Origin of the sequence: Neorhizobium sp. NPDC001467 (assembly GCF_050275975.1) — a bacterium.
In the GTDB taxonomy this organism is placed as follows: Bacteria; Pseudomonadota; Alphaproteobacteria; order Rhizobiales; family Rhizobiaceae; genus Neorhizobium.
Genome location: NZ_JBNNPS010000006.1, coordinates 197,283 through 221,942 on the forward strand (window position 1 = coordinate 197,283; position 24,660 = coordinate 221,942).

At 61.1% G+C, this 24,660-nt stretch carries 25 protein-coding genes and 1 other RNA gene; 13 read left to right on the plus strand and 13 right to left on the minus strand.

Annotated features, from left to right (window positions below; all coding sequences use genetic code 11):
• Positions 1–534: 534 nt before the first annotated feature.
• From dnaK to ACQKKX_RS14405, 3 genes are all read left to right on the plus strand, one after another.
• Positions 535–2,436 (plus strand): molecular chaperone DnaK, encoded by a 1,902-nt coding sequence (gene dnaK, locus ACQKKX_RS14395; protein ID WP_427571481.1) that lies wholly within the window; start codon positions 535–537, stop codon positions 2,434–2,436.
• Positions 2,437–2,534: 98 nt separating this feature from the next.
• Complete coding sequence (gene dnaJ / locus ACQKKX_RS14400) at positions 2,535–3,662, plus strand: molecular chaperone DnaJ (RefSeq protein ID WP_427571483.1); 1,128 nt, start codon at positions 2,535–2,537, stop codon at positions 3,660–3,662.
• A 280-nt stretch (positions 3,663–3,942) separates the two neighbouring features.
• Positions 3,943–5,121 (plus strand): low temperature requirement protein A, encoded by a 1,179-nt coding sequence (locus ACQKKX_RS14405; protein ID WP_427571485.1) that lies wholly within the window; start codon positions 3,943–3,945, stop codon positions 5,119–5,121.
• Between the two features lie 9 nt (positions 5,122–5,130).
• On the opposite strand, the gene ACQKKX_RS14410 is transcribed toward ACQKKX_RS14405, so the two are convergent.
• The 3 genes from ACQKKX_RS14410 to ACQKKX_RS14420 all read right to left on the minus strand — a co-directional run bounded on the left by ACQKKX_RS14410 (position 5,131) and on the right by ACQKKX_RS14420 (position 7,084).
• Positions 5,131–5,337, minus strand: coding sequence for a SlyX family protein (locus ACQKKX_RS14410; protein ID WP_427571487.1), 207 nt, complete (start codon positions 5,335–5,337; stop codon positions 5,131–5,133).
• Between the two features lie 113 nt (positions 5,338–5,450).
• Complete coding sequence (locus ACQKKX_RS14415) at positions 5,451–6,314, minus strand: prephenate dehydratase (protein WP_427571489.1); 864 nt, start codon at positions 6,312–6,314, stop codon at positions 5,451–5,453.
• A 14-nt stretch (positions 6,315–6,328) separates the two neighbouring features.
• Positions 6,329–7,084 carry a 3-deoxy-manno-octulosonate cytidylyltransferase gene (locus tag ACQKKX_RS14420; protein WP_427571491.1) on the minus strand — a complete coding sequence of 252 codons (756 nt, stop codon included), beginning with the start codon at positions 7,082–7,084 and terminating at the stop codon, positions 6,329–6,331.
• A 149-nt stretch (positions 7,085–7,233) separates the two neighbouring features.
• On the opposite strand from ACQKKX_RS14420, the gene ACQKKX_RS14425 reads away from it, so the two are divergent.
• Positions 7,234–7,809: a c-type cytochrome gene (locus tag ACQKKX_RS14425; protein ID WP_427571493.1), complete on the plus strand. Its 576-nt coding sequence runs from the start codon at positions 7,234–7,236 to the stop codon at positions 7,807–7,809.
• 63 nt (positions 7,810–7,872) lie between these two features.
• On the opposite strand, the gene ACQKKX_RS14430 is transcribed toward ACQKKX_RS14425, so the two are convergent.
• A complete protein-coding gene (locus ACQKKX_RS14430; protein WP_427571495.1) occupies positions 7,873–8,817 on the minus strand; it encodes an AEC family transporter in 945 nt (314 codons plus the stop codon).
• Between the two features lie 330 nt (positions 8,818–9,147).
• Here ACQKKX_RS14430 and ACQKKX_RS14435 point away from each other — a divergent pair, with 330 nt between their 5' ends.
• On the plus strand, positions 9,148–10,140 hold the full coding sequence (locus tag ACQKKX_RS14435) for an adenosine kinase (RefSeq protein ID WP_427571497.1): 993 nt from the start codon (positions 9,148–9,150) through the stop codon (positions 10,138–10,140).
• Between the two features lie 3 nt (positions 10,141–10,143).
• On the opposite strand, the gene ACQKKX_RS14440 is transcribed toward ACQKKX_RS14435, so the two are convergent.
• The gene (locus ACQKKX_RS14440; RefSeq protein WP_427571499.1) at positions 10,144–10,689 is read right to left on the minus strand and encodes an SH3 domain-containing protein; all 546 of its coding nucleotides are present in this window, start codon (positions 10,687–10,689) and stop codon (positions 10,144–10,146) included.
• A gap of 157 nt (positions 10,690–10,846) precedes the next feature.
• Here ACQKKX_RS14440 and ACQKKX_RS14445 point away from each other — a divergent pair, with 157 nt between their 5' ends.
• Entirely contained in the window at positions 10,847–11,851 is a 1,005-nt protein-coding gene (locus tag ACQKKX_RS14445) for a 2-hydroxyacid dehydrogenase (protein ID WP_427571500.1), read from the plus strand.
• Here the strand turns inward: ACQKKX_RS14445 and ACQKKX_RS14450 are convergent.
• The 5 genes from ACQKKX_RS14450 to ACQKKX_RS14470 form a co-directional block, all read right to left on the minus strand.
• On the minus strand, positions 11,848–12,321 hold the full coding sequence (locus ACQKKX_RS14450) for a GNAT family N-acetyltransferase (RefSeq protein WP_427571502.1): 474 nt from the start codon (positions 12,319–12,321) through the stop codon (positions 11,848–11,850). The two genes, ACQKKX_RS14445 and ACQKKX_RS14450, sit on opposite strands and share 4 nt — an antisense overlap.
• Positions 12,318–13,085: a molybdopterin-synthase adenylyltransferase MoeB gene (locus tag ACQKKX_RS14455; protein WP_427571504.1), complete on the minus strand. Its 768-nt coding sequence runs from the start codon at positions 13,083–13,085 to the stop codon at positions 12,318–12,320. Before ACQKKX_RS14455 ends, ACQKKX_RS14450 begins: the two co-directional genes overlap by 4 nt.
• A gap of 39 nt (positions 13,086–13,124) precedes the next feature.
• Complete coding sequence (recF, locus tag ACQKKX_RS14460; RefSeq protein WP_427571506.1) at positions 13,125–14,246, minus strand: DNA replication/repair protein RecF; 1,122 nt, start codon at positions 14,244–14,246, stop codon at positions 13,125–13,127.
• 222 nt (positions 14,247–14,468) lie between these two features.
• Positions 14,469–15,446 (minus strand): NAD(+) diphosphatase, encoded by a 978-nt coding sequence (gene nudC, locus ACQKKX_RS14465; protein WP_427571508.1) that lies wholly within the window; start codon positions 15,444–15,446, stop codon positions 14,469–14,471.
• Positions 15,447–15,474: 28 nt separating this feature from the next.
• Positions 15,475–15,879, minus strand: coding sequence for an HIT family protein (locus ACQKKX_RS14470; RefSeq protein ID WP_427571510.1), 405 nt, complete (start codon positions 15,877–15,879; stop codon positions 15,475–15,477).
• A 108-nt stretch (positions 15,880–15,987) separates the two neighbouring features.
• On the opposite strand from ACQKKX_RS14470, the gene ffs reads away from it, so the two are divergent.
• From ffs to ACQKKX_RS14490, 4 genes are all read left to right on the plus strand, one after another.
• Positions 15,988–16,084, plus strand: an RNA gene (gene ffs / locus ACQKKX_RS14475) — signal recognition particle sRNA small type.
• 70 nt (positions 16,085–16,154) lie between these two features.
• Positions 16,155–18,056 (plus strand): DNA polymerase III subunit gamma/tau, encoded by a 1,902-nt coding sequence (locus ACQKKX_RS14480; protein ID WP_427571512.1) that lies wholly within the window; start codon positions 16,155–16,157, stop codon positions 18,054–18,056.
• Between the two features lie 12 nt (positions 18,057–18,068).
• Positions 18,069–18,392, plus strand: a complete 324-nt coding sequence (locus ACQKKX_RS14485; protein ID WP_112729496.1) for a YbaB/EbfC family nucleoid-associated protein — start codon at positions 18,069–18,071, stop codon at positions 18,390–18,392.
• Between the two features lie 129 nt (positions 18,393–18,521).
• Positions 18,522–19,133: a LysE family translocator gene (locus tag ACQKKX_RS14490; RefSeq protein ID WP_427571514.1), complete on the plus strand. Its 612-nt coding sequence runs from the start codon at positions 18,522–18,524 to the stop codon at positions 19,131–19,133.
• A 10-nt stretch (positions 19,134–19,143) separates the two neighbouring features.
• On the opposite strand, the gene ACQKKX_RS14495 is transcribed toward ACQKKX_RS14490, so the two are convergent.
• Positions 19,144–19,776, minus strand: a complete 633-nt coding sequence (locus ACQKKX_RS14495; protein ID WP_427571516.1) for an MOSC domain-containing protein — start codon at positions 19,774–19,776, stop codon at positions 19,144–19,146.
• Positions 19,777–19,832: 56 nt separating this feature from the next.
• Here ACQKKX_RS14495 and recR point away from each other — a divergent pair, with 56 nt between their 5' ends.
• Together recR and ACQKKX_RS14505 are read left to right on the plus strand one after the other, a co-directional pair.
• Positions 19,833–20,438 (plus strand): recombination mediator RecR, encoded by a 606-nt coding sequence (recR, locus tag ACQKKX_RS14500; protein WP_427571518.1) that lies wholly within the window; start codon positions 19,833–19,835, stop codon positions 20,436–20,438.
• Between the two features lie 10 nt (positions 20,439–20,448).
• On the plus strand, positions 20,449–21,690 hold the full coding sequence (locus ACQKKX_RS14505) for a lytic murein transglycosylase (protein ID WP_427571519.1): 1,242 nt from the start codon (positions 20,449–20,451) through the stop codon (positions 21,688–21,690).
• Here ACQKKX_RS14505 and ACQKKX_RS14510 read toward each other — a convergent pair.
• On the minus strand, positions 21,682–22,152 hold the full coding sequence (locus ACQKKX_RS14510; RefSeq protein WP_427571521.1) for a GNAT family N-acetyltransferase: 471 nt from the start codon (positions 22,150–22,152) through the stop codon (positions 21,682–21,684). The two genes, ACQKKX_RS14505 and ACQKKX_RS14510, sit on opposite strands and share 9 nt — an antisense overlap.
• Positions 22,153–22,161: 9 nt before the next feature.
• Entirely contained in the window at positions 22,162–23,793 is a 1,632-nt protein-coding gene (locus ACQKKX_RS14515) for an MFS transporter (protein ID WP_427571523.1), read from the minus strand.
• Positions 23,794–24,058: 265 nt separating this feature from the next.
• Between ACQKKX_RS14515 and rimP the strand changes: the two genes are divergently transcribed.
• Positions 24,059–24,655: a ribosome maturation factor RimP gene (gene rimP / locus ACQKKX_RS14520; protein ID WP_427571525.1), complete on the plus strand. Its 597-nt coding sequence runs from the start codon at positions 24,059–24,061 to the stop codon at positions 24,653–24,655.
• The last annotated feature ends 5 nt before the right edge of the window (positions 24,656–24,660 follow it).

Genomic DNA, 24,660 nt, shown 5'->3' on the forward strand with positions numbered 1-24,660 from the left:
AACGTGCGGCCAGCCCCGCGGGATGATGGCCCGCCCGGCAGTATGCCAGCCGACCGCTACGACCGCCGCGAATACCGTCCCGAATACAAGCCGGAATACCGCTCGCGGGACCGAGAGGTGCGTGATTACCGCGACTATCGCGGAGGCTATGGCGATCACGGCGGGGCGCCAGTGCCTCCGGGGGATATCGGCGGCGATTACGGCGACTACATTCCGCCTGGCGATATCGACGGCGGCTATATCCCCCCCGACAATCGGGGCTATGAGCAGCCCCATCCGATGCCGCGGCGGACCACGCTTTTCGACCTTCTGACAGGGCAGTAGGAACCGCGTCCCGCTCCGTCAAAGACCGGTTCCGCAAACTCCTCTTTTTGCTGACATTCGCGTGAATTCGCGCCTTGCAGTCGGAAAAACCCGTCCTTATATACGCCGCATGTCCGCAGCGCAGACTGCGGAAAACCATCCCAGTCGAGGAACTGTCAGTGGAATGCCTGATCGGGGTTCCGATGGTTCGCTTAAAGGAGAGAAGAAGACATGGCTAAAGTTATTGGCATCGACCTTGGTACCACAAACTCCTGCGTCGCCATCATGGACGGCAAGGACGCGAAGGTGATCGAGAACGCCGAAGGCGCGCGCACAACCCCTTCCATGGTCGCATTTTCGGACGACGGCGAACGCCTCGTCGGCCAGCCGGCCAAGCGCCAGGCGGTCACCAATCCGACCAACACGCTGTTTGCCGTCAAGCGCCTGATCGGCCGCCGCAACGACGACCCGACCGTCGAAAAGGACAAGGCACTCGTGCCGTTCGAAATCGTCAAGGGCGATAACGGCGACGCATGGGTGAAGGCTCAGGACAAGAATTATTCCCCGGCCCAGATTTCCGCGATGATCCTTCAGAAGATGAAGGAAACGGCCGAATCCTATCTCGGCGAGAAGGTCGAGAAGGCCGTCATCACCGTTCCGGCCTACTTCAACGACGCGCAGCGCCAGGCAACCAAGGATGCCGGCCGCATTGCCGGTCTTGAAGTTCTGCGCATCATCAACGAGCCGACTGCTGCTGCTCTGGCCTACGGCCTCGACAAGAAGGACGGCAAGACCATCGCCGTTTACGACTTGGGCGGCGGTACGTTCGATATCTCGGTTCTGGAAATCGGTGACGGTGTCTTCGAAGTGAAGTCGACCAATGGCGATACCTTCCTCGGCGGTGAAGATTTCGACATGCGTCTGGTCGAATATCTTGCAGGCGAGTTCAAGAAGGATCAGGGCATCGACCTGAAGAACGACAAGCTTGCTCTGCAGCGCCTCAAGGAAGCTGCCGAAAAGGCCAAGATCGAACTGTCGTCCTCGCAGCAGACCGAAATCAACCTGCCGTTCATCACGGCTGACGCTTCGGGTCCGAAGCACCTGACGCTGAAGCTGACGCGCGCAAAATTCGAAACACTGGTCGACGATCTCGTCCAGCGCACGATCGCACCGTGCAAGGCAGCCCTCAAGGATGCCGGCGTGACCGCAGCCGAAATCGACGAAGTCGTTCTGGTCGGTGGCATGAGCCGCATGCCGAAGGTGCAGGAAGTCGTCAAGCAGCTGTTCGGCAAGGAGCCGCACAAGGGCGTCAACCCGGATGAGGTCGTCGCTCTCGGCGCCGCCATCCAGGCCGGCGTTCTGCAGGGCGATGTCAAGGACGTTCTGCTTCTCGACGTGACCCCGCTGTCGCTCGGCATCGAAACGCTCGGTGGCGTCTTCACCCGTCTGATCGATCGCAACACGACGATCCCGACCAAGAAGAGCCAGACCTTCTCGACCGCCGACGACAACCAGTCCGCCGTTACCATCCGCGTCTCGCAGGGCGAGCGCGAAATGGCCGCCGACAACAAGCTGCTCGGTCAGTTCGACCTCGTCGGCCTGCCGCCGGCACCGCGCGGCGTACCGCAGATCGAAGTCACCTTCGACATCGACGCCAACGGTATCGTGCAGGTTTCGGCCAAGGACAAGGGCACCGGCAAGGAACAGCAGATCCGCATCCAGGCATCTGGTGGTCTCTCCGACGCCGACATCGAGAAGATGGTCAAGGACGCCGAAGCCAATGCCGAAGCCGACAAGAAGCGTCGCGAAGGCGTGGAAGCCAAGAACCAGGCCGAAAGCCTGATCCACTCCAGCGAGAAGTCGCTTGCCGAATACGGCGACAAGGTTGGCGAAAGCGATCGCGCTGCCATTCAGGATGCCATCACGGCGCTGAAGGGTGCGGTCGAAGCTTCCGAGCCGAACGCCGAAGACATCCAGGCCAAGACCCAGACCCTCATGGAAGTCTCCATGAAGCTCGGTCAGGCCATCTATGAGGCCCAGCAGGCCGAAGGTGGCGCTTCCGAAGGCGGCAAGGACGACGATATCGTCGATGCCGACTACGAAGAGGTCAAGGACGACAAGAAGTCGGCTTGATCGTGTGTTTGCCCTTTGGCAGACAGACAAGCATAGTTGACAGGAAATCCGGCTGCCATCGTGCAGCCGGAATACTTTCGGGAGCCGGTTAAATCTCCATGGCAAAAACAGACTTTTACGAAACGCTGGGTGTGGCGAGAACCGCCGACGAGAAGGAGCTGAAAAGCGCCTTCCGCAAGCTCGCGATGAAATATCATCCCGACAAGAACCCGGGTGACGCGGAAGCCGAAAAGAAGTTCAAGGAGATCGGCGAAGCCTACGAGACCTTGAAGGATCCTCAGAAGCGGGCAGCTTACGACCGTTTCGGCCACGCAGCCTTCGAACAGGGCGGCATGGGCGGCGGTGGCTTCTCCGGCGGCGGCGCCGGTGGCTTTTCCGACATCTTCGAAGACATTTTTGGCGAGATGATGGGCGGCGGCCGCGCCCGCCGTTCGTCGGGTGGCCGCGAACGCGGCGCCGACCTGCGCTACAATATGGAAATCCCCCTTGAGGAAGCCTATGCGGGCAAGACCGCGCAGATCCGGGTTCCGACCTCGATCACCTGCGATGTCTGTTCCGGCTCGGGTGCAAAGCCCGGCACGCAGCCAAAGACCTGCGGCACCTGTCAGGGGTCCGGTCGCGTGCGCGCGAGCCAGGGTTTCTTCTCGGTCGAACGCACCTGCCCGACCTGTCACGGTCGCGGCCAGACGATCTCCGATCCTTGCGGCAAGTGCCACGGCCAAGGCCGCGTGACGGAAGAGCGTTCGCTGTCGGTCAATATTCCGGCCGGTATCGAAGACGGCACGCGCATTCGCCTGCAGGGCGAAGGCGAAGCCGGTGCGCGCGGTGGCCCCGCGGGTGATCTCTACATCTTCCTGTCGGTGACCCCGCACCAGTTCTTCCAGCGCGACGGCGCTGATCTCTATTGCGCCGTGCCGATCTCGATGACGACGGCGGCACTCGGCGGTACGTTCGACGTCACCACGCTCGACGGAACCAAGTCGCGCGTGACCGTGCCGGAAGGAACGCAGGCCGGCAAACAGTTCCGCCTCAAGGGCAAGGGCATGCCGGTGTTGCGGTCTTCGCAGACAGGTGACCTTTACATCCAGATCGGCATCGAAACCCCGCAGAAGCTGACCAAGCGCCAGCGCGAACTGCTGCAGGAATTCGAGGAACTGTCGTCGAAGGAAAACAATCCGGAATCGACGGGCTTCTTTGCCCGAATGAAGGAATTTTTCGACAACTGAATGATCGAAACGGATCGACCAAAGCCGCCTGTCACGGGGCGGCTTTTTTTGTGCCGGCGATCGAAAAATGAGCCCGAGCTGTTGATAGGCGATCATCACCAAATTGACCCGTTAGCGCATCTCCAACCCCATGCAGAATGGAAGAGGAATTCAGGTCCCCGGCCGGGTCTGTGCGCCGTCTACAGGTGAGCGAGACACGATATCGCCTTCATGCCCCTACTCATTTTGCATACCGCGCTAGATTGGCTCTACCGCCCCGCACAAAAGCCGGAACACATCGATGGCCGACAACACGCATCACTGGCTCCGCAAGGACGACGAGGATTCGACAAAGGCCAGCTTTCCGGAGCTCTTCTTCGATCTCGTTTTCGTGTTCGCGCTGATCCAGCTTTCAGAGACGCTGGCTGCAGACTTCTCGTTCGGACTTGCCGCCGAGACCCTGCTCTTCATCCTCGCGCTCTGGTGGGTCTGGATCCACACGACGTGGGTGACGAACCTTCTGGACGCCGAAATCGAACCGGTGCGAATTCTGCTGTTCGTGATGATGTTCTTCGGCATCGTGCTGGCGATTGCGCTGCCGAAAGCCTTCTCCGATCTCGGACTGGTGTTTGCGTTTGCCTATGCAGGCATGCAGCTTTCTCGAACGCTGTTTGCGCTTTACGCCTTTCGAGGCACGGACGATCAATCCTACCGCACGTTTCTGCGTATCACGGTGTGGCTCGTCACGTCCTGTACGTTCTGGATTGCCGGAGGTCTGATGGAACGGGAGGCGCGGGTGATCATGTGGATCATCGCGCTTGCGATCGAGTATATCGCACCGATCCTGCGCTATTCGCTGCCGGGGCTCGGATCGGCACCGCCCGAAACGCTCGACATCAACGGCGAACACCTCGCGGAACGCTGCGCCTTGTTCGTCATCATAGCGCTTGGCGAAACCATTCTGACCACAGGCAAGACGGCCTCCAGCCATTTCGACGGCAGCATGACACCGCTCGTGCTTTTTTGCGCCTTCCTGTCGACGGTGTTGATGTGGTGGATCTATTTCCATGACGGCCAGGAGCGTGCTGCCGACAAGGCCGAGGGCGATGCCGAGCCGCAGGCGACCGGCCACCAATTGTTCACATACGGTCACCTGCCGATCGTCGCCGGCATCATACTGACCGCCGTGGGCGAGGATTTCTCGCTGTCGCATCCGCTGGACAAGGCCGGTTACAATCAGGCGGTCGCCCTGCTCGGAGGACCGGTTCTCTATCTCGGGGGGACGCTGTGGATGAAAAAGATGTCATCCCACATGATGCCGTGGTCGCATTGCACCGGCATCGTCATTCTTCTGGCCGGCTTCATCGCCGTGCCCCACATGTCCAACTTCCAGCTTCAGATTATAGCAGTCCTGACATTGCTGCTGGTGGCGGTATGGGAATATGTAGCGCTCAAACGTTTTCGCCGGGATGCGGCCTGAATGGAAACATCAATAATGCGGTGGCCGGGTGATGGCGGGCGCTTCCAGCGAGGTTTCTTCCAGCGATAGAAAACGCTCGGTCAGCCGGTCGAGCTTGGCGCGCGTCTGTTCAACGACCTTCCACTGCTCGGCCAACTGGTCCGACAGCTCCTCGATCACCTTGGCCTGATGGGCCGCCAATTCCTCCAGCCTGACCAGGCGTTCCTCGTTGCTCACTGGGATGTCCTCGATTTCGTGTTGCGGCGAACCCGGCACAACCGGGCCACTTCTGGCTGCCTGCAAAGGGTGCATAAAGGCCGCTATCGACCGGTCGTGCTGGCGCGGAGCATCTACAACGTGCCGCGCATGGCGTGGCCCTTGTAGACGCCGAGAATGCGTACCTTCTCGGAAAAGAACCGCAACTCCTCCAGCGCCCGCTGCAGGCCCGGATCATCGGGATGGCCCTGCACATCCGCATAAAACTGCGTGGCGATGAACTTGCCGCCGATCTGGTAGCTTTCTAGCTTCGTCATGTTGATGCCATTGGTGGCAAAACCGCCGAGCGCCTTGTAGAGGGCAGCCGGGATGTTGCGGACGTTGAAGACGAAGGTCGTGACGATCACTTCCTCGGATGGCGAACCAGTATCGGCGCGGCTCGCCCACGCCTCGTCGCGTGACAGGATGACGAAACGGGTGACGTTGTCTTCCGAATCCTCGACGTTTTCGGCAAGGATTTCCAGCCCGTAAAGGTCAGCGGCAAGCCGGGGCGCGAGAGCTGCCATCGAGCGGTCGCCAAGTTCGGAAACCAGCTTGGCGGCGCCCGCCGTATCGCCGGCGACGACAGGCTTCCAGCCGTTGCTGCGCATGATTTTCCGGCATTGGCCCAAGGCGTGGATATGACTGTGCACGGTGCGGATTTCGTCGCGCTGCACGCCCGGCATGACCATCAGCTGAAACCGGATCGGCATGAAATATTCGCCGACGATATTCAGGCGCGATTCCGGCAGGAGATGATGAATGTCGGCGACCCGTCCGGCCAGGGTATTTTCGATCGGGATCATCGCCAGGTCCGCATCGCCATTTTCAAGAGCGTTGAAGGCGTCCTCGAAAGTCGGGCAAGGCATGGGCTCCATTGTCGGAAACATATCCCGGCAGGCCATGTCGGAATTGGCGCCATACTCGCCCTGGAAGGAAATGCGATTGGTCGATGTCATCCGGTCGTTTTCCTTCATCTGTGGCGAGCGGCCATGATCGTCCGGGCCTTTTCGAGATCTGCAGGCGTATCGACGCCTAGGGGAATGGAATGGACGATCTCGGCATCGATACGCATCCCGGCCTCGAGTGCCCTCAACTGTTCAAGTTTTTCGCGCATTTCGAGCACGGAGGGCTTCAGCGAGACGAATTTCTCCAGCGCCATGCGGCGGTAGGTATAAAGGCCGATATGATGGTAAAGCGGTCCCTCGCCGTAAGGCGCCGTCGCGCGGGTGAAATAAAGCGCCTTCAGCCGCGTCTCGGAAACAGGCGATCCGACGATCTTCACCACATGAGGGCTGGTCTTCTCATGCGCATCGCTGATCTCGACCGTCAGGGTGGCGATATCCACCTGCGGGTTTTCCAACGGACGCAGCGAGGCGCGCACCACTTCTGGCTCGATGGTCGGCAGGTCCCCCTGAACGTTGATGATGAACTGCGCCCGCCCCTGAGGATCGACCGCCTGCACGGCCTCGAATATACGGTCGGATCCGGACTGGTGGTCGCCCCGCGTCATCACCACTTCGAAACCGGCAGCCGCGACCGTATCGAACACACGCTGATCGTCGACCGCCACGACGACGCGGCCAACATCGGCTTCACGAGCTCGTCTGGCAACCTGGACGATCATCGGCAGGCCGTTGATGTCTGCGAGCGGCTTTTCGGGCAGGCGCGTCGATGCCATGCGGGCGGGGATCAAGACCAGCGCCGTGTCGGAAGCCTTAGTGTTCATGGAATGACTTTCTTTTTCCGGCCGAATAGTGGCAAAACGTCTCAGTTGCGCGTGTTACATTCGGATTGCACGCGTGGTGCAAAAGACATAGCTTTTGCACGAATTCAAGTCACCGTCGGGATTTGGCGGTCAAGTGGGAGGATGTGATCGTGAATCCCTATGTGAATATGGGCGTGGGTGCCTTTCTGGCCTCGGTCTTCGTACTGATGTCGGTGTCCATCGCCTCGGAAGGCCTTTTTCATTCACCGGCACCCGAAAAGGCCGGTTTCGAGATCGTTGCGGAGGAAGCGGCAGCGGGAGGCGGCGGGGAGGCCGCAGCGCCGGCAGCCGTGCCGATCGCACAGTTGCTGGCCAGTGCCGATGCCAAAGCCGGCGAAACGTCGTTCAAGAAGTGTCAAAGCTGTCATGACGGGGCGAAGGGAGGCCCGAACAAGGTTGGTCCCAATCTCTTCGGTATCGTCAATCGCCCCATCGCCACCCATGAAGGCTTCAGCTATTCGGCCGCGATGAAGGATTTCTCCAAGGGCGGCGAAGAAAAGTGGACCTATGACCATCTCAACCACTTCCTGGCCGCCCCAAAGGCTTACATTCCCGGGACGGCGATGGGTTTTGCGGGCGTGAAGAAAGACGACGAACGCGCCAACCTGATCGCCTACCTGCGCACGTTTGCAGATGCGCCGGAGCCGTTGCCGGATGCGGCCTCGCCGCCGCCGGCAACGAACTGATTGTTGGATTGGAAGAGGAAAAGCCCGGCTCAGCCCGGGCTTTTTGATGTCCGTCGTAGAAAGTCAGCCCAGAAGCCACATCCAGAAGCTGACGGTCAGCACGCCGAACAACGTGGTGATGCTGATGGTCGAGGCTGCCATGCCCTGACCGGCACGAAACCGCACGGCAATCAGCCAGGCATTGATGCCGGTCGGAACGGAAGAGGTGATGACGATCGCCATCGTCCAGGCGGGCGAAAGGTTGAGGAGATGGGCAACGACATAGACGCAGGCCGGCATCAGCATCAGCTTCAGCGAAGCGGTGACCGCAGCAAGACCAAGATTGCCGCGGATGGGATATTGCGTAAGCGTCATGCCGAGCGAGATCAGCGCCAGCGCCGCCGTGGTTGAGGCGATCTGATCTACAAGATTCCTGATGAGCGACGGCAATGTCAGATTAAGACCATTCAGCACAAGGCCGGCAAACAGCGCGATGACGAGCGGGTTGCGGATCAGGTTGGAACCCACCTGTTTCAGCACGGCGGCCAGGCTGCGGCGCCCGCCGCCGTCCACCTTGGCAGCCGCGCTTTCCATCAGCACGGTTCCCACGATCATCATCAACGGCAGATGGATGGCAATCAGGATGGAAAGCGCCACGATACCATCATTGCCGACGGATAGGCCGACCAGGGGCAGACCGATGAAGACATTGTTGGCGAATGCGGAAGACATGCCGGCGATGACGCCGATCTTGGCGTCGCGTCCAAAGACATACCGTGCAGCCAGATGCCCCGCCGTCCAAGTGATGGCGACGCCGGTGAAATAGGCGATCCACAGCCGAAATGGTGAAGCGCCATGAAAATCCGCCTCGGACAGCGTGCGAAAGATCAGAAGGGGCAGCGGCAGCTTGAAGACAAATTCGCCCAGCGCATCTCCAACTTTGGCGCTGACGAATTTGGTCCGCGCCAGTATCCAGCCAAGCAGAATGAGAAGAAATACCGGAGCGACATTCAGGAAGACAGCGGACACGAACATGCTTTCGCAGACGGGGATATGATTGCGTTTAACGCATATCCGTCATCGCGACAAATGCAATGCCACCGAATGCGCTTGACGGCCGAACATCTCTTTGCGGTCTCCATCAGCTCCTTCTTCCAGCTTGCATGGCCGCTGTAACCAACAAAAAGAAGGGCCCGTTCCACCTCAGCCACCATCGCGATAAAAGCGGGTCCCGTTGCGCGACAAGCGCATGTCCTTGCGGAGCCCTGCCGATGTAGGCACGAGGATGGGGTTTTCGCTTCCTTTAGAATGAGAAACGGCTATGACGGGTGAAACCCAATTGCGGAGAAGCATCGGCATATGAGCAGGTTCGACGTCCTCACCATCGGTAACGCCATCGTGGATATCATCGCGCGCTGCGACGATGCGTTCCTGACCGACAACGGCATCACCAAGGCGGCCATGAACCTGATCGACGCGGAACGTGCGGAACGCCTCTATGCGCTGATGGGGCCCGCGCATGAGGCCTCTGGCGGCAGCGCCGCCAACACGGCGGCCGGCATTGCCAATCTTGGAGGCAAAGCTGCTTATTTCGGCAAGGTCGCCGCCGACCAGCTCGGTGAAATTTTCCGGCATGATATCCGGGCGCAGGGCGTGCACTACGAAACCAGACCGGACGGCACCTTCCCGCCGACCGCCCGTTCCATGATTTTCGTCACGCCCGACAGCGAGCGGTCGATGAACACCTATCTCGGTGCATGCGTCGATCTTGGTCCCGAACATGTCGAGGAAGACGTGGTCCGGGAGAGCAAGGTCACCTATTTCGAAGGCTATCTTTGGGACCCGCCGCGCGCCAAGGAAGCCATTCTGGAATGCAGCCGCATCGCCCATGAGGCCGGACGCGAAGTCTCGATGACGCTGTCCGACACGTTCTGCGTCGGTCGCTACCGCGACGAGTTTCTCGACCTGATGCGTTCCGGCAAGGTCGATATCGTGTTCGCCAACGAACAGGAAGTGATGTCGCTGTACGAAACCGACGACTTTGAGCAGGCGCTCGACCGGATCAGCGCAGACTGCAAGCTGGCGGCCGTCACGATGTCGGAAAAAGGTGCTGTCATTGTGCGTGGTGGCGAGCGCATCAAGGTACCGGCCATGCTGATCGACACGCTGGTTGATACGACCGGTGCCGGCGATCTTTTCGCCGCCGGTTTCCTACTCGCCTACACACGCGGCCGTTCACTGGAAGAATGCGGCAAGCTGGGCTGTCTGGCAGCCGGCATCGTGATCCAGCAATTGGGGCCACGCCCCCTGCAATCCATGCAGCCGCTGGCAAAGGCCGAAGGCCTCATCTAGGTTTTATTTGAAGGCTTCTCCGGGATAGGCACCCCAGATTTCAGCCTGGTTGACCCAGCCTTCCGCTGCGCCGACTTCGGCGTGGCACCAGTCGCCATTGCATTCGCCGATGGTCAGAACCGCGCCCGGCTCGACCTTGGCGACGATGGCGCTCGAGCTTTCCGGCCCGCGCCGCATGTTGACGAAAACGTCGTCGCCCTTGCCCCGCATCCACGGGGCGGCCACGGCGGTGCGGGTGCCCGACAGCAGCGCCTGGTTGACCCAGCCCTCGGTGCCATCGGCATCGCGCACGCGGCGCCAGTTCTCGTATTCCTGGATGATTTCCATCGGCGTTCCCGCCTTCATATACATCCAGGACACGGCGTAATCGGTGCTCGGACCGATTCGGATATTGACCTTTCGCGATTTCAGGCTGGCGAAGCGCGGCAGCGGCAGGCCGCTGGCGCCCTTTGCCGCTCCCTGCGCGAAAGCCGGGGGAACAAGGCCCGGCGCAGCCGCCGTGCAGCTAAGCGTGATGGCAAGGATGAGATTGCGGATTACGCGAGGCATATGTTTAGTCCTAGAGGTTCCGGCCGTGGTCAGCCGTGCCCGTCCCTCCGCGCAACCCGCGCCACCATACAGGTTTCGTTTGTCTTCGCCGAAGGGTCTGGTAGAAAACGCTAACCCAGTCAGGATCGCAAAACTTGGTTAAGGACCTCTGAACAGCATGACCGCCAAGAAGAAGCCAAGGGTCTATCTGACGCGAAAGTTGCCGGACGCCGTGGAAACCCGCATGCGCGAGCTCTTCGACGCGGAACTCAACATCGATGACGCGCCGCGCAGCCCCGCCGAACTGGCTGACGCGATGGCGAAGGTTGACGTTCTCGTCCCTTCCGTTACCGACCGGATCGATGCCGCACTGATCGGAAAGGCCGGACCGCAACTGAAACTGATCGCGAGCTTTTCGAACGGCACGGATCATATCGACGTCGATGCCGCCGCGAAAAAAGGCATTACTGTTACAAACACGCCCAATGTTTTGACGGAGGATACGGCCGACATGACGATGGCACTGATCTTTGCCGTCATGCGCCGTCTGGTCGAGGGGTCTCAGGTACTGATGGAGCGACCCGGCCAATGGGAAGGCTGGTCACCCACCTGGATGCTTGGCCGGCGCATTGGCGGCAAGCGCATCGGCATTGTCGGCATGGGCCGGATCGGCACGGCCGTCGCGCGCCGGGCCAAGGCCTTTGGCCTCGCCGTGCACTACCACAACCGAAGTCGCATCAACCCCGCCACCGAAGAGGAACTCGAGGCAACCTATTGGGAAAGCCTCGACCAGATGCTGGCACGCGTCGATATCGTGTCCATCAACTGCCCCTCGACGCCCGCCACGTTTCATCTTCTCTCGGCTCGACGCCTGGCCTTGATGCAGCCGTCGTCGATCATCGTCAACACCGCGCGCGGCGACGTGATCGACGAAGCAGCCCTGATCCAGTTGCTGCGCGACGGCAAGATCGCCGGAGCCGGTCTGGACGTCTTCCAGAACGAACCGGCCGTCAATCCGAAACTGCTGAAGCTTGCCAGGGATGGCCGGGCAGTGCTGTTTCCGCATATGGGATCGGCCACGCTGGAGGGCCGGGTCGACATGGGAGACAAGGTCATCATCAACATCCGCGCCTATTTCGATGGCCACCGCCCCCCGAACCGCGTCCTGCCCGGCCGGGACTAGGCGATCCGCTTCTGCATCTCGATGGAGGTCGTGCGGTCAAAGCCCGCATGGCGGTTTTCGGCGGTCTTCTTGAAACCCCAGCGCCCGAACGTGGCGTGGTTGCCGACAAGCTCGATGCGGGTCTCCAGCCTGAGCGCCGGTAGTCCCCTTTGATGCGCCACCCGCTCCGCCTTTGCCAGCAATTTTCGGCCCAGGCCCTTGCCTTGGAAAGCGGGCGAAACGGCCAGCTTGCCAATATAGAGGAAGCGATCCTCGGGTTTGCAAAAGACGCAGCCCACAAGTTTGCCATCCTCGACCGCCGTGAAGGCGACTTCCGTCTGTGCCTTGAAGGCGAGCGCCGCCAGCGTCAGCCGGTTGGCGGAAGAAGGCGGATCGATGACGCCGTCCATATAGGCGAAGGAAGACAGGATGAGCGCGAAAAGCTCGTCCCAGCGTTGGAAATCAGGCCCGATACGGATGATCTCGGTCATTCGGCGGCTTTCGGTTGACGGCGTTTGTATCTGATCGTGTCGAACCGCGCCGACAGGGCATCGTAAAGCAGCAGGCGCCCGACCAGCGGTTCGCCGATGCCGGTAATGAGCTTGATTGCCTCCATGGCCATCAGCGTGCCGATCACGCCGGTCAGCGCGCCGATGACGCCGGTCTCGGCACAGGCGGGGACCAGCCCTTCCGGCGGTTTTTGCGGGAACAGGTCGCGATAGGTAGGCCCCGGAACGCCGTCGGCACCGCTTTCATAGGGTTTCAGCACGGTTACCGATCCGTCGAACCGGCCCACAGCGCCGGTGACCAGCGGAATGCGCGCGCGTTCCGCGGCATCCGCGGCCATGTAGCGGGTATCGAAATTGTCGGATCCATCGATCAGCAGATCGAATGTGTTGAGATGATCGTGCGCCCAGGTGCTTGAAAACCGCTCTTCGAAGGTGACGACCCGCACATGCGGATTGAGCCGCGCGATGGTCTTCTTCGCGCTGGCCGTCTTTTCCTCGCCGATCGTGCCGGTGTTGTGGATCACCTGCCTTTGCAGATTGGACAGCGATACCCGATCGTCATCGGCAAAACCGAGCGTCCCGATGCCGGCAGCGGCAAGGTAGAGCAGAACCGGCGCACCCAGTCCGCCGGCACCGATCACCATCACCCGCGCATTTTTCAACGCCTGCTGTCCCGCGCCGCCAATTTCAGGCAGGAGAATATGGCGTCGATAGCGTTCGATCTCTTCAGGCGTCAAGGCTTCCATCGGTCCAATCTAGCATCGGCCTGTCTTTTGCGTAACCGCTCACCCGGCAATACCACCCTGGGCTACGGTCAGGAACTGGGCTCGATCGCCAAGCGCCGAAAACATATCTCGGTCGGTGCCGGTCATGAAGGCCTGCCCGCCAAGATCATGTACGAGATCGAACAGAGCCGCGCGGCGCCCCTCGTCGAGATGCGCCGCAATCTCGTCGAGCAGAAGAACGGGTGCAAATCCGGTCATGTTCGCCGTCAGCCGCGCATGCGCCAGAACAAGGCCGACCAGAAGCGCCTTTTGCTCACCGGTGGAGCAGCGCGCTGCATCCATGTCCTTGTCGCGATGCCTGACCAGAAGATCAACACGGTGTGGCCCAGCGAGCGTTCGACCGGCTGCGGCGTCGCGGCGGCGCCCCTCGTCCAGCATGAACAGGAAATCCTCTTCCATGTCGGCAAACGGGCGGTCGCCGGCATCGTCCAGGAACCCGCTCAGTTGCAATTCGGGCGAAGGGAAGGGCGAGGCGTCGCTTCCGGCAATGAGACCGGTCAGCAGGCCCAGCATTTCGCGCCGCGCCGCGGCCATGGAAATGCCGAGTTCGGCCATCTGCATCTCAATGGCGGAAAGCCACGCCGGATCGAACCGCCCCTCCGACAAGAGCCGGTTGCGGCTGCGCATGGCCCGCTCATAGTCCGCAGCGCGTCTTCCATGGGCGGGATCGAGCGACAGCACCAGCCGATCGAGAAACCGTCGGCGATCGGCGGAAGGCCCCGTGAACAATCCATCCATGGCCGGCGTCAGCCACAGGACGTTGAGATGGTCGGTGAGTTCCTCGACAGAGCGGACCGGCGTGCCATTGAGGCGCAACCGCCGGGCCTGGCCTTCGCCATCGCCTTCGATCCCCGTACCGATCGCGACCTCCCCTTCCCGACCATCGACATCTGCGAAAATGGTGAAACCGTTGGATGCACCCACGCGGGTCACGTCGGACAAAACGGCGCGGCGCAGGCCCCTGCCCGGAGAGAGGAAGGAGATGGCTTCCAGAAGATTGGTCTTGCCGGCGCCGTTATCGCCCGTCAGCACCACATGCCGTCCGTCGAGGGAAAGCGACGCCTGAGCGTAATTGCGGAAGTCGGTCAGTTTCAGGCGGGACAGGGAGGTCTTTTCGGCCATCGCGATTCGTGCTTGTCGTTCAGGAGGAGCTAAGGATTCGCGGGTGCAATGGCAAGCACCGTGATGTGGCGCGTTTTCCTCTTTGGAGATGAAAGACCGTTCTTTGGATCGAAGCGCGGCAGCTTCAACGTCCTTCGGTCCCGGCAAAGGGCAAATGGCTCACCCTTGCCGGGTGCACGCATCAGGCACTCATCGATGCAGTCGGTCCAGCGGACAGATCGCTCAGACCGTGCCCGACCGTTCGCCACTCCACTCGATCCAGTCTCGCATCAGCCGGTAGGCAATGGCACCCGTATGCGGCGCAACATATTGGCTGCCCGGCGCGGCATCCAGCATTGCGGCCACCTCGGCGCGGGTGAACCAGCGTACGTCCGACATTTCCTGAGGATCGATCCTGATCTCGGATGAAGTCGCCTCGGCATAACAGCCGATCATCAGCGAATGCGGCATCGGCCACGGCTGCGATGCATGATAGCGCACGCGGCCGGTCTCGATCCCGGCCTCCTCGAACGTCTCGCGGCGCACGGCGTGCTCGATCGTCTCGCCGGGTTCGACGAAGCCGGCAAGGCAGGAATACATGCCCTCCTGAAAATGATGGCTGCGGCCGAGCAGGCAGAGATCGTTTTCGACATCCACCGTCAGCATGATCACCACCGGATCGGTGCGCGGGAACATGGTGTGATCGCAGGCCGTGCAGACGCGCTTGTAACCGCCGAGCCGTGTTTCCGTCGGCGCACCGCATTTGCCGCAGAACCGGTTGGCGGCATTCCAGGTCAGAACGCTGACGGCTTGCGCGACTTCACCGAGGATTTCACCCTCCAGCAACGCGTCTCGATAAAGCGCGCGGGCATCGGCAGGCTTGAAATGGCTGGCGAGATCATCCGCGGCGATACTGACCGGAACGGCAATGCGCGGCTCACCGTTTTCGCGGTAACCGAGCAGCACGGCATTGTCGAAATCCGGCTGCATGTCGGCCAGTTCATAGGCTGCAAACAATGGGTCGAGAACGCGATCCTCATGCTTGAGGATAAGTTTGGCGCCGGAAAAGGCAAGAATATGCGTTCCTTCGACCGCAAGCGCCTTCTCGATACAATCCTCGTTCCTGTATTCAGCCTGCCGGTCCAGCATATTGCCCGCAAAAGCCGTGAGGCTGCCGGGTTCGGGATGGGGCGCGTCGGTATCGAAAAGTGCCTTCGTCATGGGGAATTCACCGCATCGTGGGAATGGATCAGAGCGCCTGCGTCAGCGTCTCGACAAACTGCTGCATCTCGGTCTCGCCGCGCGGCTCGGCCGAACCATGGCCCCAGATCGGGCCGGGCCAGTTCGGGTCTCCTTCGAAGCGCGCGACGATATGGACATGGAGTTGACTGACGATGTTTCCAATTGCGGCGACGTTTATCTTTTTCGCCCCCGTCACGTTCTTCAGCGCCGCGGCAACCATGTTGGTCTCGAATGTCAGCAGTGCCTGATCGAGCGGCGTCAGCTCGAATATCTCGGAAATGCCGTTTCGCTGCGGCACCAGCATGACCCATGGCCAGCGACCATCCTTCATGACGCGCAATTGGCACAGGCCGGTGACAGTCGCGAGCACCGTGTCGCGCGCCAGACGCTCATCCAGTTCAAACGCCGCCATGGGAAATCCTCCGTTCACCTAGTCTTTTTATGAGGCGCGGAAACACCGCCCGCAGATTTTTACAGGCTTGGCTTGCATTTGCCAGCGTTATTGACGATATGAGCGGTGGGAGGTTGGTGGTGGACGAGCCACTCGCCAACCGGGTCAGGTCCGGAAGGAAGCAGCCCTAACGAGCCAGGCACGGGTCGCCGTGCCAGCCTCCCACCCTTCTCACTTTGGTCGCATTCCGGCGCGGTCACGATCGGCCGGTTCGGCCCGTACGCACTGGCGGTGACATGAGCGATACCGGGCCGACCTCGATCCAGACCTTTGCCGCCTCGCAGAACCCGACGGCCGGCAGCGGTTACCGGGTTCTGGCGCGTAAATATCGCCCAAAGGATTTTTCGGACCTGATGGTCGGCCAGGAGCCGATGGTCCGTACGCTGACCAATGCCTTCGAGACCGGCCGTATCGCCCAAGCATACATGCTGACCGGCGTGCGTGGTGTCGGCAAGACGACGACGGCGCGCATTCTCGCCCGCGGCCTCAATTACAAGACCTCGGAAATCGACCGTCCGACCATCGACCTGCGTGAACCCGGCGAACATTGCCAGGCGATCATGGAAGGCCGCCATGTCGACGTGATCGAGATGGACGCCGCTTCGCATACCGGTATCGACGATATCCGCGAAATCATCGAGCAGGTCCGCTACCGACCGGTTTCGGCGCGCTACAAGGTTTACATCATCGACGAAGTGCACATGCTGTCGACGCAAGCCTTCAACGGTCTGCTGAAAACGCTCGAAGAGCCACCGGAACATGTGAAATTCATTTTTGCGACCACGGAAATCCGCAAGGTTCCGATCACCGTCCTGTCGCGCTGCCAGCGGTTTGACCTGCGCCGCATCAGTGCCGCCGATCTGGTCGGTCTGTTCGGCACGATCGCGCAGAAGGAGGGCATTGCGGCCGAGCCGGAAGCGCTCGCCATGATCGCGCGTGCGGCCGAAGGCTCAGCGCGTGACGGCCTGTCTCTACTTGATCAGGCGATCGCGCATGGCGGCGGTCACGTGCAGGCCGACACTGTGCGCGGCATGCTGGGCCTTGCCGACCGCGCCCGCATCGTCGACCTTTTTGGCCATGTGGTGGCCGGCGACGTGACAGCGGCGCTAGCCGAGTTCACTGCCCAATACGAGGCCGGCGCGAACCCGGTCGTGGTGCTGACGGATCTCGCCGACTTCACCCATCTCGTTACCCGTTTCAAATATATACCCGATGCTGCCAACGATCCTTCGTTGAGCGAAGTCGAGCGCACGCGGGGTGCCGAATACGGACAGTCCGTTGCGGTAAGCACCCTGTCGCGCATCTGGCAGATGCTGCTGAAGGGCATTCCGGAAGCGGAAAATTCTTCACGCCCGGCCGGGGCGGCCGAAATGGTGCTGATCCGGCTCACGCATGCCGCCCACCTTCCCTCCCCGGAGGAAGCGGCGCGACGGATGCTGGATATCGCCAATGGCGGCGGCGAAGGTGTCGCTCCGCGTGGTGCACTGAGCGGCAATGGCGGTGGGTCGCATTCTATGCAATCTGCACCGATGACGCGTGCGCGCGCCATCGGCATGCCTCCGGGCGTCGGCACCAGTGGTGCGACAGCGCGCCTGCATGCCGTGCCGATGCCGGAACGGCAGGAAATGCCGGTAGGGCGCATCGAGCAGCAGCCAGCGGAAAAGGCCGCGCCGCAGGTATCGGTCAGTTCACTCAACGACATCGTCGATCTGTGTGCGAAGAACCGTGACGCCAAGCTGAAGGCGCTGGTGCGCAACTTCGTGCGACTGGTCAAAATCGAACCCGGCCGGTTGGACATGCGGTTGACCGATGGCGGCCCGGCTTCGCTGCCTGGTGAACTCGGCGTCAAGCTGAAGGAATGGACCGGTATTCACTGGGTCATATCGCTCAGCAAGGAAGAGGGATCGGCCACGCTGGTCGAGATCGACAATACGGCGCGTGAGACGCGTCTGGTCGACGCCCGTTCAGACCCGGATGTCATGGCCATTCTCGGCCAGTTTCCCGGCGCCAAGGTCATCGATGTGCGCATTCGCGCCGACGATACCTCCGACGAGGACGAGATTGCGGCCCCTCCGGCCGTGATCGAAACCGCCGAGGGCGATATTCTGCCCGGCGACGATATCGACACCGATCAATAAGGAAGATTGCTGATGCGCGACATCATGGGCATGATGGGCAAGGTCAAGGAAATGCAGGCCAAGATGGAGAAGATGCAGGCGGATATCGCCCTTCTCGAAGTCGAGGGCAAGTCGGGCGGCGGCCTGGTGACCGTGCGCCTGAACGGCAAGGGTGAAATGCTGGGCGTGAAGATCGATCCGTCGCTATTCAAGGAAGACGAGGTCGAGATTCTGGAAGATCTCGTCATCGCCGCTCACAAGGATGCCAAGGACAAGGCGGATGCTACAACGGCAGAAAAGACCCGCGAGCTGACGGCCGGCCTGCCGATCCCGCCGGGCATGAAGTTCCCGTTCTGATTTGACTTTCAGGCTATCGGCCCAGCTGGCCGGTTGCCTTGGACATCTCCCCGCCCGTGCGGGGAGACTTGCCGGCGGATGAATGAATACAGTCGCGGTTTGCGCCGCCCGAGTGTTTGAGAGGCTTTCATGACGCTGCCATCCATTCTGGTTTTTGCAACTGCCCTGTTCGTGGCGGCTGGTTCGCCTGGTCCGAGCATTGCGGCCCTGGTCGCGCGGGTCCTTTCCAAGGGCTGGCGCGACGTGCTGCCATTCGTTGTCGCGATGTGGGTCGGTGAGGCCATCTGGCTGTCCTTCGCCGTGGCCGGTCTTGCCGCAGTGGCCGAAAGTTTTCAGGCCGTTTTCGTCGCCATCAAATGGATCGGCGTTGCCTATCTCCTCTATCTCGCCTGGAAAATGTGGTTTGCTCCGGCGACCGTCGGGGGCGAGGACTTGCCGGAGAGCCGGTCGGCGACAAGGATGTTCTTTGCCGGTCTCGCGGTGACGCTCGGCAATCCCAAGATCATGATTTTCTACGTGGCGCTGCTGCCTTCCATCATCGACCTTGCCGGCGTGACGCTGACCGGATGGCTGGAACTGGTTGCCGCGATGCTGGTCGTGCTGGCCGCCGTCGATCTCGCCTGGATGACGCTGGCTGCTAAGGCGCGACAATTGTTGAAAAGCCCGCGTGCGGTCAGGATTTCCAACCGCATTTCGGCCGGGACCATGGCCGGCGCCGCTGCCGCAATCGCGTCGCGTTGAACGGCCGATCTCAGAACTTTGCCGGCTTTCCGGCCATGATGGCGGCGCGCATATCCGCGTGAATGGGTGCTGCGAGAAAGCGTTCAGCATCTTCTTCCCGCAACCGTTTGCCGAATTTTTCCAGCATTTCCGGGATCGGCACCTTGACGCCCTGGTGGCGGGCATGTTCGACAGCTTCGCCGGCCCTAGCCGTGCCGGCGCTGATAACGCGGCAATAGATGCCCGGCCGCATGGCTTGGCGATAGAGCTTCACGATCGAGGGCATTTCAAGGCGGGCAGCGAGCGTGGCGCAGGGCGTGCGCGCTGACGTGGCCTGCAGTTCAAGCCCGTTGGCGAAGACGAAGCGATCGCCGGCGCTGACCGTGCCATTTTCGAGACCTTGGATGACGAGATTTTCGCCGAACGTACCGGGCGAAAGGGTACGTCGCAACTGCTGTGACCACCAATCCATCGTCAGCGATCCTTCCAGCAGCACCGCCTGCTCCGGCCCGCCATGATATTTGCCGTTACAGACGGCATCGCCGACCACACCTTCGCTGTCGATCATCACGGAGGCGTTGGTGGCGACCTTGTTGATGCCGGTCTTGTAGGATTTCCCCGGCAGCTTTTCCGGGTGGCCGATGCAGACGGCGAGAAGTTTCATGCGATCCGGCCCGTTCCGTGATTCCGTTTGGCTGACATATGGGCTACAAGCGGCGCATGGCAAAACGCGTCACTGGTCCCGAAATCGAAAAACTCATCCAGCTTCTGGCCAAAGTGCCAGGACTGGGCCCCCGCTCCGCAAGGCGGGCAGCACTGCACCTCATCAAGAAGAAGGATCAGTTGCTTGGCCCGCTCGGGTCAGCGATGGGCGAGGCCTATGACAGGGTAAAGGTCTGCTCGCGCTGCGGCAATGTCGATACGATCGATCCCTGCACGGTGTGCACCGACGACCGGCGCGACCAATCGGTCATCATCGTCGTGGAAGACGTCTCCGACCTTTGGGCGCTGGAACGGGCGGGCGTGATGAATGCCGCCTATCATGTTCTGGGCGGCACGCTGTCGCCGCTCGATGGCGTCGGGCCAGACGATCTCAATATCAAGGCACTGATCGACCGGGTGAACGAAGGCGGCATCAAGGAAATCATCATCGCCGTCAACGCCACGGTCGAAGGGCAGACGACGGCCCATTATATCACCGACCGGCTGGCCGATCTCGGCGTTGCCATCACCCGGCTGGCGCATGGCGTGCCGGTGGGGGGCGAGCTCGATTATCTCGACGAAGGCACATTGAGTGCCGCACTTCGGGCACGCACGGCGATCTGAGGAGGTGCTTATGAAGACGAAACTGGCTGTAGCCCTGACCGGTGTTCTTGCTTTTCTTCCCCTCCCCGCGGCTGCGCAAAACAAGCCAGATGTCGAAAAGCAGTTCCAGCGATGGATCGTCGGCGATCTTTCCCCAGCTGCCAAAAAGGCCGGTGTCTCCGAGCGTACGATCAAGGCTGCATTCGATGGCGTATCGCTGAACTGGGATCTACCGGATCTGGTGCCGCCGGGCACGGCGCCGCCAAAGAAACAGGACCAAAGCCAGGCGGAGTTCTCCTCGCCCGGCGCTTACTTCAATGAGAAACGCCTGCAGGGACTGGCGGCGACCGGTCGGGGCCTCGCAAGCACCTATGGTTCAACGCTGAAAAAGATCGAAGCCGCTTATGGCGTGCCGGGCGAGGTGATCGTTGCCATCTGGGGCCGGGAATCCGGTTTCGGCAAGGCCCGTCTGCCCTATACGGCCGTTGAGGTTCTGGCCACAAAAGCCTTCATGTCCACCCGCAAGGACATGTTCCGCGAGGAACTTATCGCGGCCCTGCAGATGATTCAGCGTGGCGATGCCAGCGCTTCGACCATGAAGGGATCATGGGCCGGCGCGTTGGGCCAGCCGCAGTTCATGCCGACCAGCTACCTGAAATATGCCGTCGATTTCGATGGCGATGGCCGCGCCGATATCTGGAATTCGGTGCCGGATGCGCTCGCCTCGATCGGCCATTACCTGCAACAGGAAGGCTGGCAGCGCAATCGCGACTGGGGTTTCGAGGTTTCCATTCCGCAGAACGTCTCCTGCGCGCAGGAAGGACCGGATCTCGCCAAGCCGGTGTCCGCCTGGGCGGGCATGGGAATCGAACGGATCAGCGGCAAGGCGTTTCCGTCTGCCGATCTGAAGGCGGATGGCATGATGCTGGTGCCCGCGGGGCGTGGCGGACCGGAATTTCTGGTGACGCCGAATTTCTATGTCATCAAGGAATACAACAATTCCGACCTCTATGCGCTGTTCATCGGCAATCTGGCCGATCGCATCGCCTATGGTGCGGGACCGTTCCAGGCGAAATGGGGCGATGTCCGGAAAATGCTGCGCTCCGACGTTCTGGCCATGCAGAAGGCACTGGTCGCCAAGGGCTATGATGTCGGCAATGTCGATGGATTGCCCGGCTTCAAGACCCGCCGCTCGCTGGGCGACTGGCAGGCGAAAAGCGGGCTTGCTCAGACCTGCTATCCAGATGCTTCGTTGAAGGGGAAGTTACGATAGGCTGAGTTTCAGCCCTTCGTGGCCGGCGACAAAACCCAGCTTTTCATAAAAGCGGATCGCATCCGGCCGTGTTTTATCCGATGTAAGCTGGACGAGGCCACAGCCGCGTTCCTTTGCCTGTTCCATGGCCCATTCGATGAAACGAGAGCCCAGTCCACTGCCGCGATGATCGGCAGAAATGCGCACGCCTTCGATCTGAGCCCGCCACATGCCGGTGCGCGACAGACCGGGAATGAAGGAGAGTTGCAGGCATCCGGCCAAGCCGCCGTCGGGACTGACGGCAACGGCCATCAACTGGTTGGGATCGGCATCGATGGCTGCAAAGGCCGCCGTGTAACGCGCATCCACCGGATCGGACAGGATCTCGCGCGTCTGGCCGAGCTTGTCGTCAGCCAACATGTGGATGATGCCCAGCAGATCGACTTCGGTCGCCTTTCGAAAAGAAACGCTCGTCTGAGCCATCGCTAATCCTCAATGCTGCAAGTCGATCGGTGCCTTGTGAAAAATATCGTCGCGCGGCGGGATGGCCTGACGTTCGATCATGCGGTGGACGCGCGGGCCGACTTCGCCGGCATGCAGTTCGCGGATACGCTTCCAGACATCGGCATCCGCCTGGGTGCGGCGCTGGTTGTGGCGCACGTAATCGGCCCAGGTTGCGGTGTGATAGGTTTCCGTCCAGATGTCCGGATTTTCCAGATCGCGCATCAGCGTCCACTGGCGCGCACCGTCACGGATGCGGATGCGTCGGCGCTGTGACATCAATTCGAGAAACTCGGCCACGTCCTTTTCGCCGATAGTATAATCGATGAGTAGCACGATCGGGCCGCTTCGGGCCTTGAGGTCGAGGCGCAGAGAGGGTTCGCTGAAGGTATTGAGCGGATCGAGATTAAGGCTTTCGAACTGCGGCAGGCGCATGCGCAGGCCTATTGCCACGCCCACAAGCATGACCGCCGCGGAACAGAGAAACGCGATCGGTGCGCCATGCTCCTCGGCAACCAGACCCCACATCCAGCTGCCGCCGGCCATGCCGCCGAACACCGCGGTCTGATAGAGCGAGAGCGCGCGGCCGACGACCCAGCGCGGCGTCGACATCTGCACCGTCACGTTGAACAGCGACAGCGCCATCACCCAGCAGGCGCCGGGAATGAGCATGACGGCGGTGGTGACCCATGCGTTGGTGCTGAACGCGGTGACGACCGCGCTGACGGCAAAACCGCAAAACGACATGCGGACGATGGCTTCCGACGTGAACTTTTCGCGCAAGCTGGCATTGGCAAAGGCGCCGCCGATGGCGCCGATGCCGAAAGCGCCGAGCATGATGCCATAGGTAAGCGGGCCGCCGGAGACGAGGTCACGGGCAACGATCGGCAGAAGCGCCAGGATGATGCTGGTGGAAATGCCAAAGATGAAGGAGCGGAACATCACATTGAGGATGTTCGGCGACATCGCCACATACCCGATGCCGGCGGAGATGGCGCGCAGCATGGTTTCACGGGGCAGTTTTGTCTTGATATATTGTGGCCGCCAGCGTGCAAGCGCGTAGATCAGCGCCAGATAGCTGACCGTATTTGCGGCAAAAGCCGCCGCGGCGCCTGCGCCCGCGACAATGGCGCCGCCAATAGCCGGGCCGACGCTGCGGGTAATGTTGAAACCGACGCTGTTGAGCGTGACGGCAGCCGGCAGAATGTCGCGCGGCACCATATCTCCCACGGAAGCCTGCCAGGAAGGGTTGTTGAGCGCCACGCCGCAACCGATCAGGAAGGTGAAGGCGAGCAGCGACCACGGCGTCAGCACGCCGAGATAGGCACAGAGCGTCAGCAGCGACGAGACGACCAGCATGAAGATCTGCGCCGTCAGCATGATGCCGCGACGATTGTAGTTATCGGCCAATGCGCCCGAGATCAGCGAGAACAGCATGATTGGCAGCGTCGTCGACGACTGCACCAGCGCCACCATGTCCTGCGACGTGCTGATCGAGGTCATCATCCAGGCAGCGCCCACCGCCTGGATCAATCCGCCGAGATTGGAGGAGATGCTGGCGAACCAGACCGTGCGAAATGTCTGGTGGCTGAAAGGCGCGAGAGGCGACACCCGATCGGGCACTGTGCTGTTCCTGAATGATTCTTGTTATACGCTAACCTAGAGACATGGTGCATCAGGGCAAGCCGAAACACAGGCCCTCGGTCAGATGGTTTAGGCGCGGCTAAAGCGTTGATCGTACAACCCTTGCAATCTGGCGGATCGAGGCGTATATAGCATTTAAATTCTTGATCGTCTGATGAAGGGTGGGCCCGCAAGGACCCGCTCTTTTTTATTAGCCGGTCGCGGGAGAAGCATCGCACGCAAGCGATAACACGCCGGATAAAACATGCAGCCAACCGAACGCGAGCCGCGTCTCATCGTCGAGACGGGCCTTGACCTCAGGATCGCAGAAATCATCGAACCCACGCTTGTTGGCATGGGTTTCCGTCTGGTGCGCGTGCGCATGATGAATCAGAACGGCATGACGCTGCAGATCATGGCCGAGCGCGAAGACGGCACGATGGATGTCGAAGGCTGCGAAGCCGTGTCCACCGCGATTTCGCCGGTTCTCGATGTGGAAGATCCGATCGATCGGGAGTATCATCTGGAAGTGTCGTCGCCGGGCATCGACCGCCCCATGGTGCGCAAGTCCGATTTCGCCCGCTGGACCGGTCATCTCGTCAAGGTTGAAACCTCGATCCTGGTCGACGGCAAGAAGCGTTTCCGCGGCAAGATCGGCGAGACCGATGAAGACGGTTTCGTGCTCGAGCGCGATCAGGTGGCCTACGGCGAAGAGCCGCGCGTGACCATTCCGTTCTCGGCGCTGGCCGAAGGCAAGCTGATCCTGACGGACGACCTGATCCGCGACGCGCTGAAGGCCGACAAGCTTGCAAAGCAGGCGGCCAACCAGAACGACGACGAAGACGAACAAGACGCCGAATAACGAAC

Bases quoted from the DNA above. Each gene is read 5' to 3' on its own strand.
- ACQKKX_RS14510 (WP_427571521.1), bottom strand. From the start codon at position 22,152: ATGGCTCAGACGAGCGTTTCTTTTCGAAAGGCGACCGAAGTCGATCTG.
- ACQKKX_RS14455 (WP_427571504.1), bottom strand. From the start codon at position 13,085: ATGGAAGCCTTGACGCCTGAAGAGATCGAACGCTATCGACGCCATATT.
- ACQKKX_RS14420 (WP_427571491.1), bottom strand. From the start codon at position 7,084: ATGAACACTAAGGCTTCCGACACGGCGCTGGTCTTGATCCCCGCCCGC.
- nudC (WP_427571508.1), bottom strand. From the start codon at position 15,446: ATGACGAAGGCACTTTTCGATACCGACGCGCCCCATCCCGAACCCGGC.
- dnaK (WP_427571481.1), top strand. From the start codon at position 535: ATGGCTAAAGTTATTGGCATCGACCTTGGTACCACAAACTCCTGCGTC.
- ACQKKX_RS14450 (WP_427571502.1), bottom strand. From the start codon at position 12,321: ATGACCGAGATCATCCGTATCGGGCCTGATTTCCAACGCTGGGACGAG.
- ACQKKX_RS14480 (WP_427571512.1), top strand. From the start codon at position 16,155: ATGAGCGATACCGGGCCGACCTCGATCCAGACCTTTGCCGCCTCGCAG.
- dnaJ (WP_427571483.1), top strand. From the start codon at position 2,535: ATGGCAAAAACAGACTTTTACGAAACGCTGGGTGTGGCGAGAACCGCC.
- ACQKKX_RS14415 (WP_427571489.1), bottom strand. From the start codon at position 6,314: ATGACATCGACCAATCGCATTTCCTTCCAGGGCGAGTATGGCGCCAAT.
- recF (WP_427571506.1), bottom strand. From the start codon at position 14,246: ATGGCCGAAAAGACCTCCCTGTCCCGCCTGAAACTGACCGACTTCCGC.
- ACQKKX_RS14405 (WP_427571485.1), top strand. From the start codon at position 3,943: ATGGCCGACAACACGCATCACTGGCTCCGCAAGGACGACGAGGATTCG.
- ACQKKX_RS14440 (WP_427571499.1), bottom strand. From the start codon at position 10,689: ATGCCTCGCGTAATCCGCAATCTCATCCTTGCCATCACGCTTAGCTGC.
- ACQKKX_RS14490 (WP_427571514.1), top strand. From the start codon at position 18,522: ATGACGCTGCCATCCATTCTGGTTTTTGCAACTGCCCTGTTCGTGGCG.
- ACQKKX_RS14505 (WP_427571519.1), top strand. From the start codon at position 20,449: ATGAAGACGAAACTGGCTGTAGCCCTGACCGGTGTTCTTGCTTTTCTT.
- ACQKKX_RS14435 (WP_427571497.1), top strand. From the start codon at position 9,148: ATGAGCAGGTTCGACGTCCTCACCATCGGTAACGCCATCGTGGATATC.
- ACQKKX_RS14485 (WP_112729496.1), top strand. From the start codon at position 18,069: ATGCGCGACATCATGGGCATGATGGGCAAGGTCAAGGAAATGCAGGCC.
- rimP (WP_427571525.1), top strand. From the start codon at position 24,059: ATGCAGCCAACCGAACGCGAGCCGCGTCTCATCGTCGAGACGGGCCTT.
- ACQKKX_RS14470 (WP_427571510.1), bottom strand. From the start codon at position 15,879: ATGGCGGCGTTTGAACTGGATGAGCGTCTGGCGCGCGACACGGTGCTC.
- ACQKKX_RS14495 (WP_427571516.1), bottom strand. From the start codon at position 19,776: ATGAAACTTCTCGCCGTCTGCATCGGCCACCCGGAAAAGCTGCCGGGG.
- recR (WP_427571518.1), top strand. From the start codon at position 19,833: ATGGCAAAACGCGTCACTGGTCCCGAAATCGAAAAACTCATCCAGCTT.
- ACQKKX_RS14445 (WP_427571500.1), top strand. From the start codon at position 10,847: ATGACCGCCAAGAAGAAGCCAAGGGTCTATCTGACGCGAAAGTTGCCG.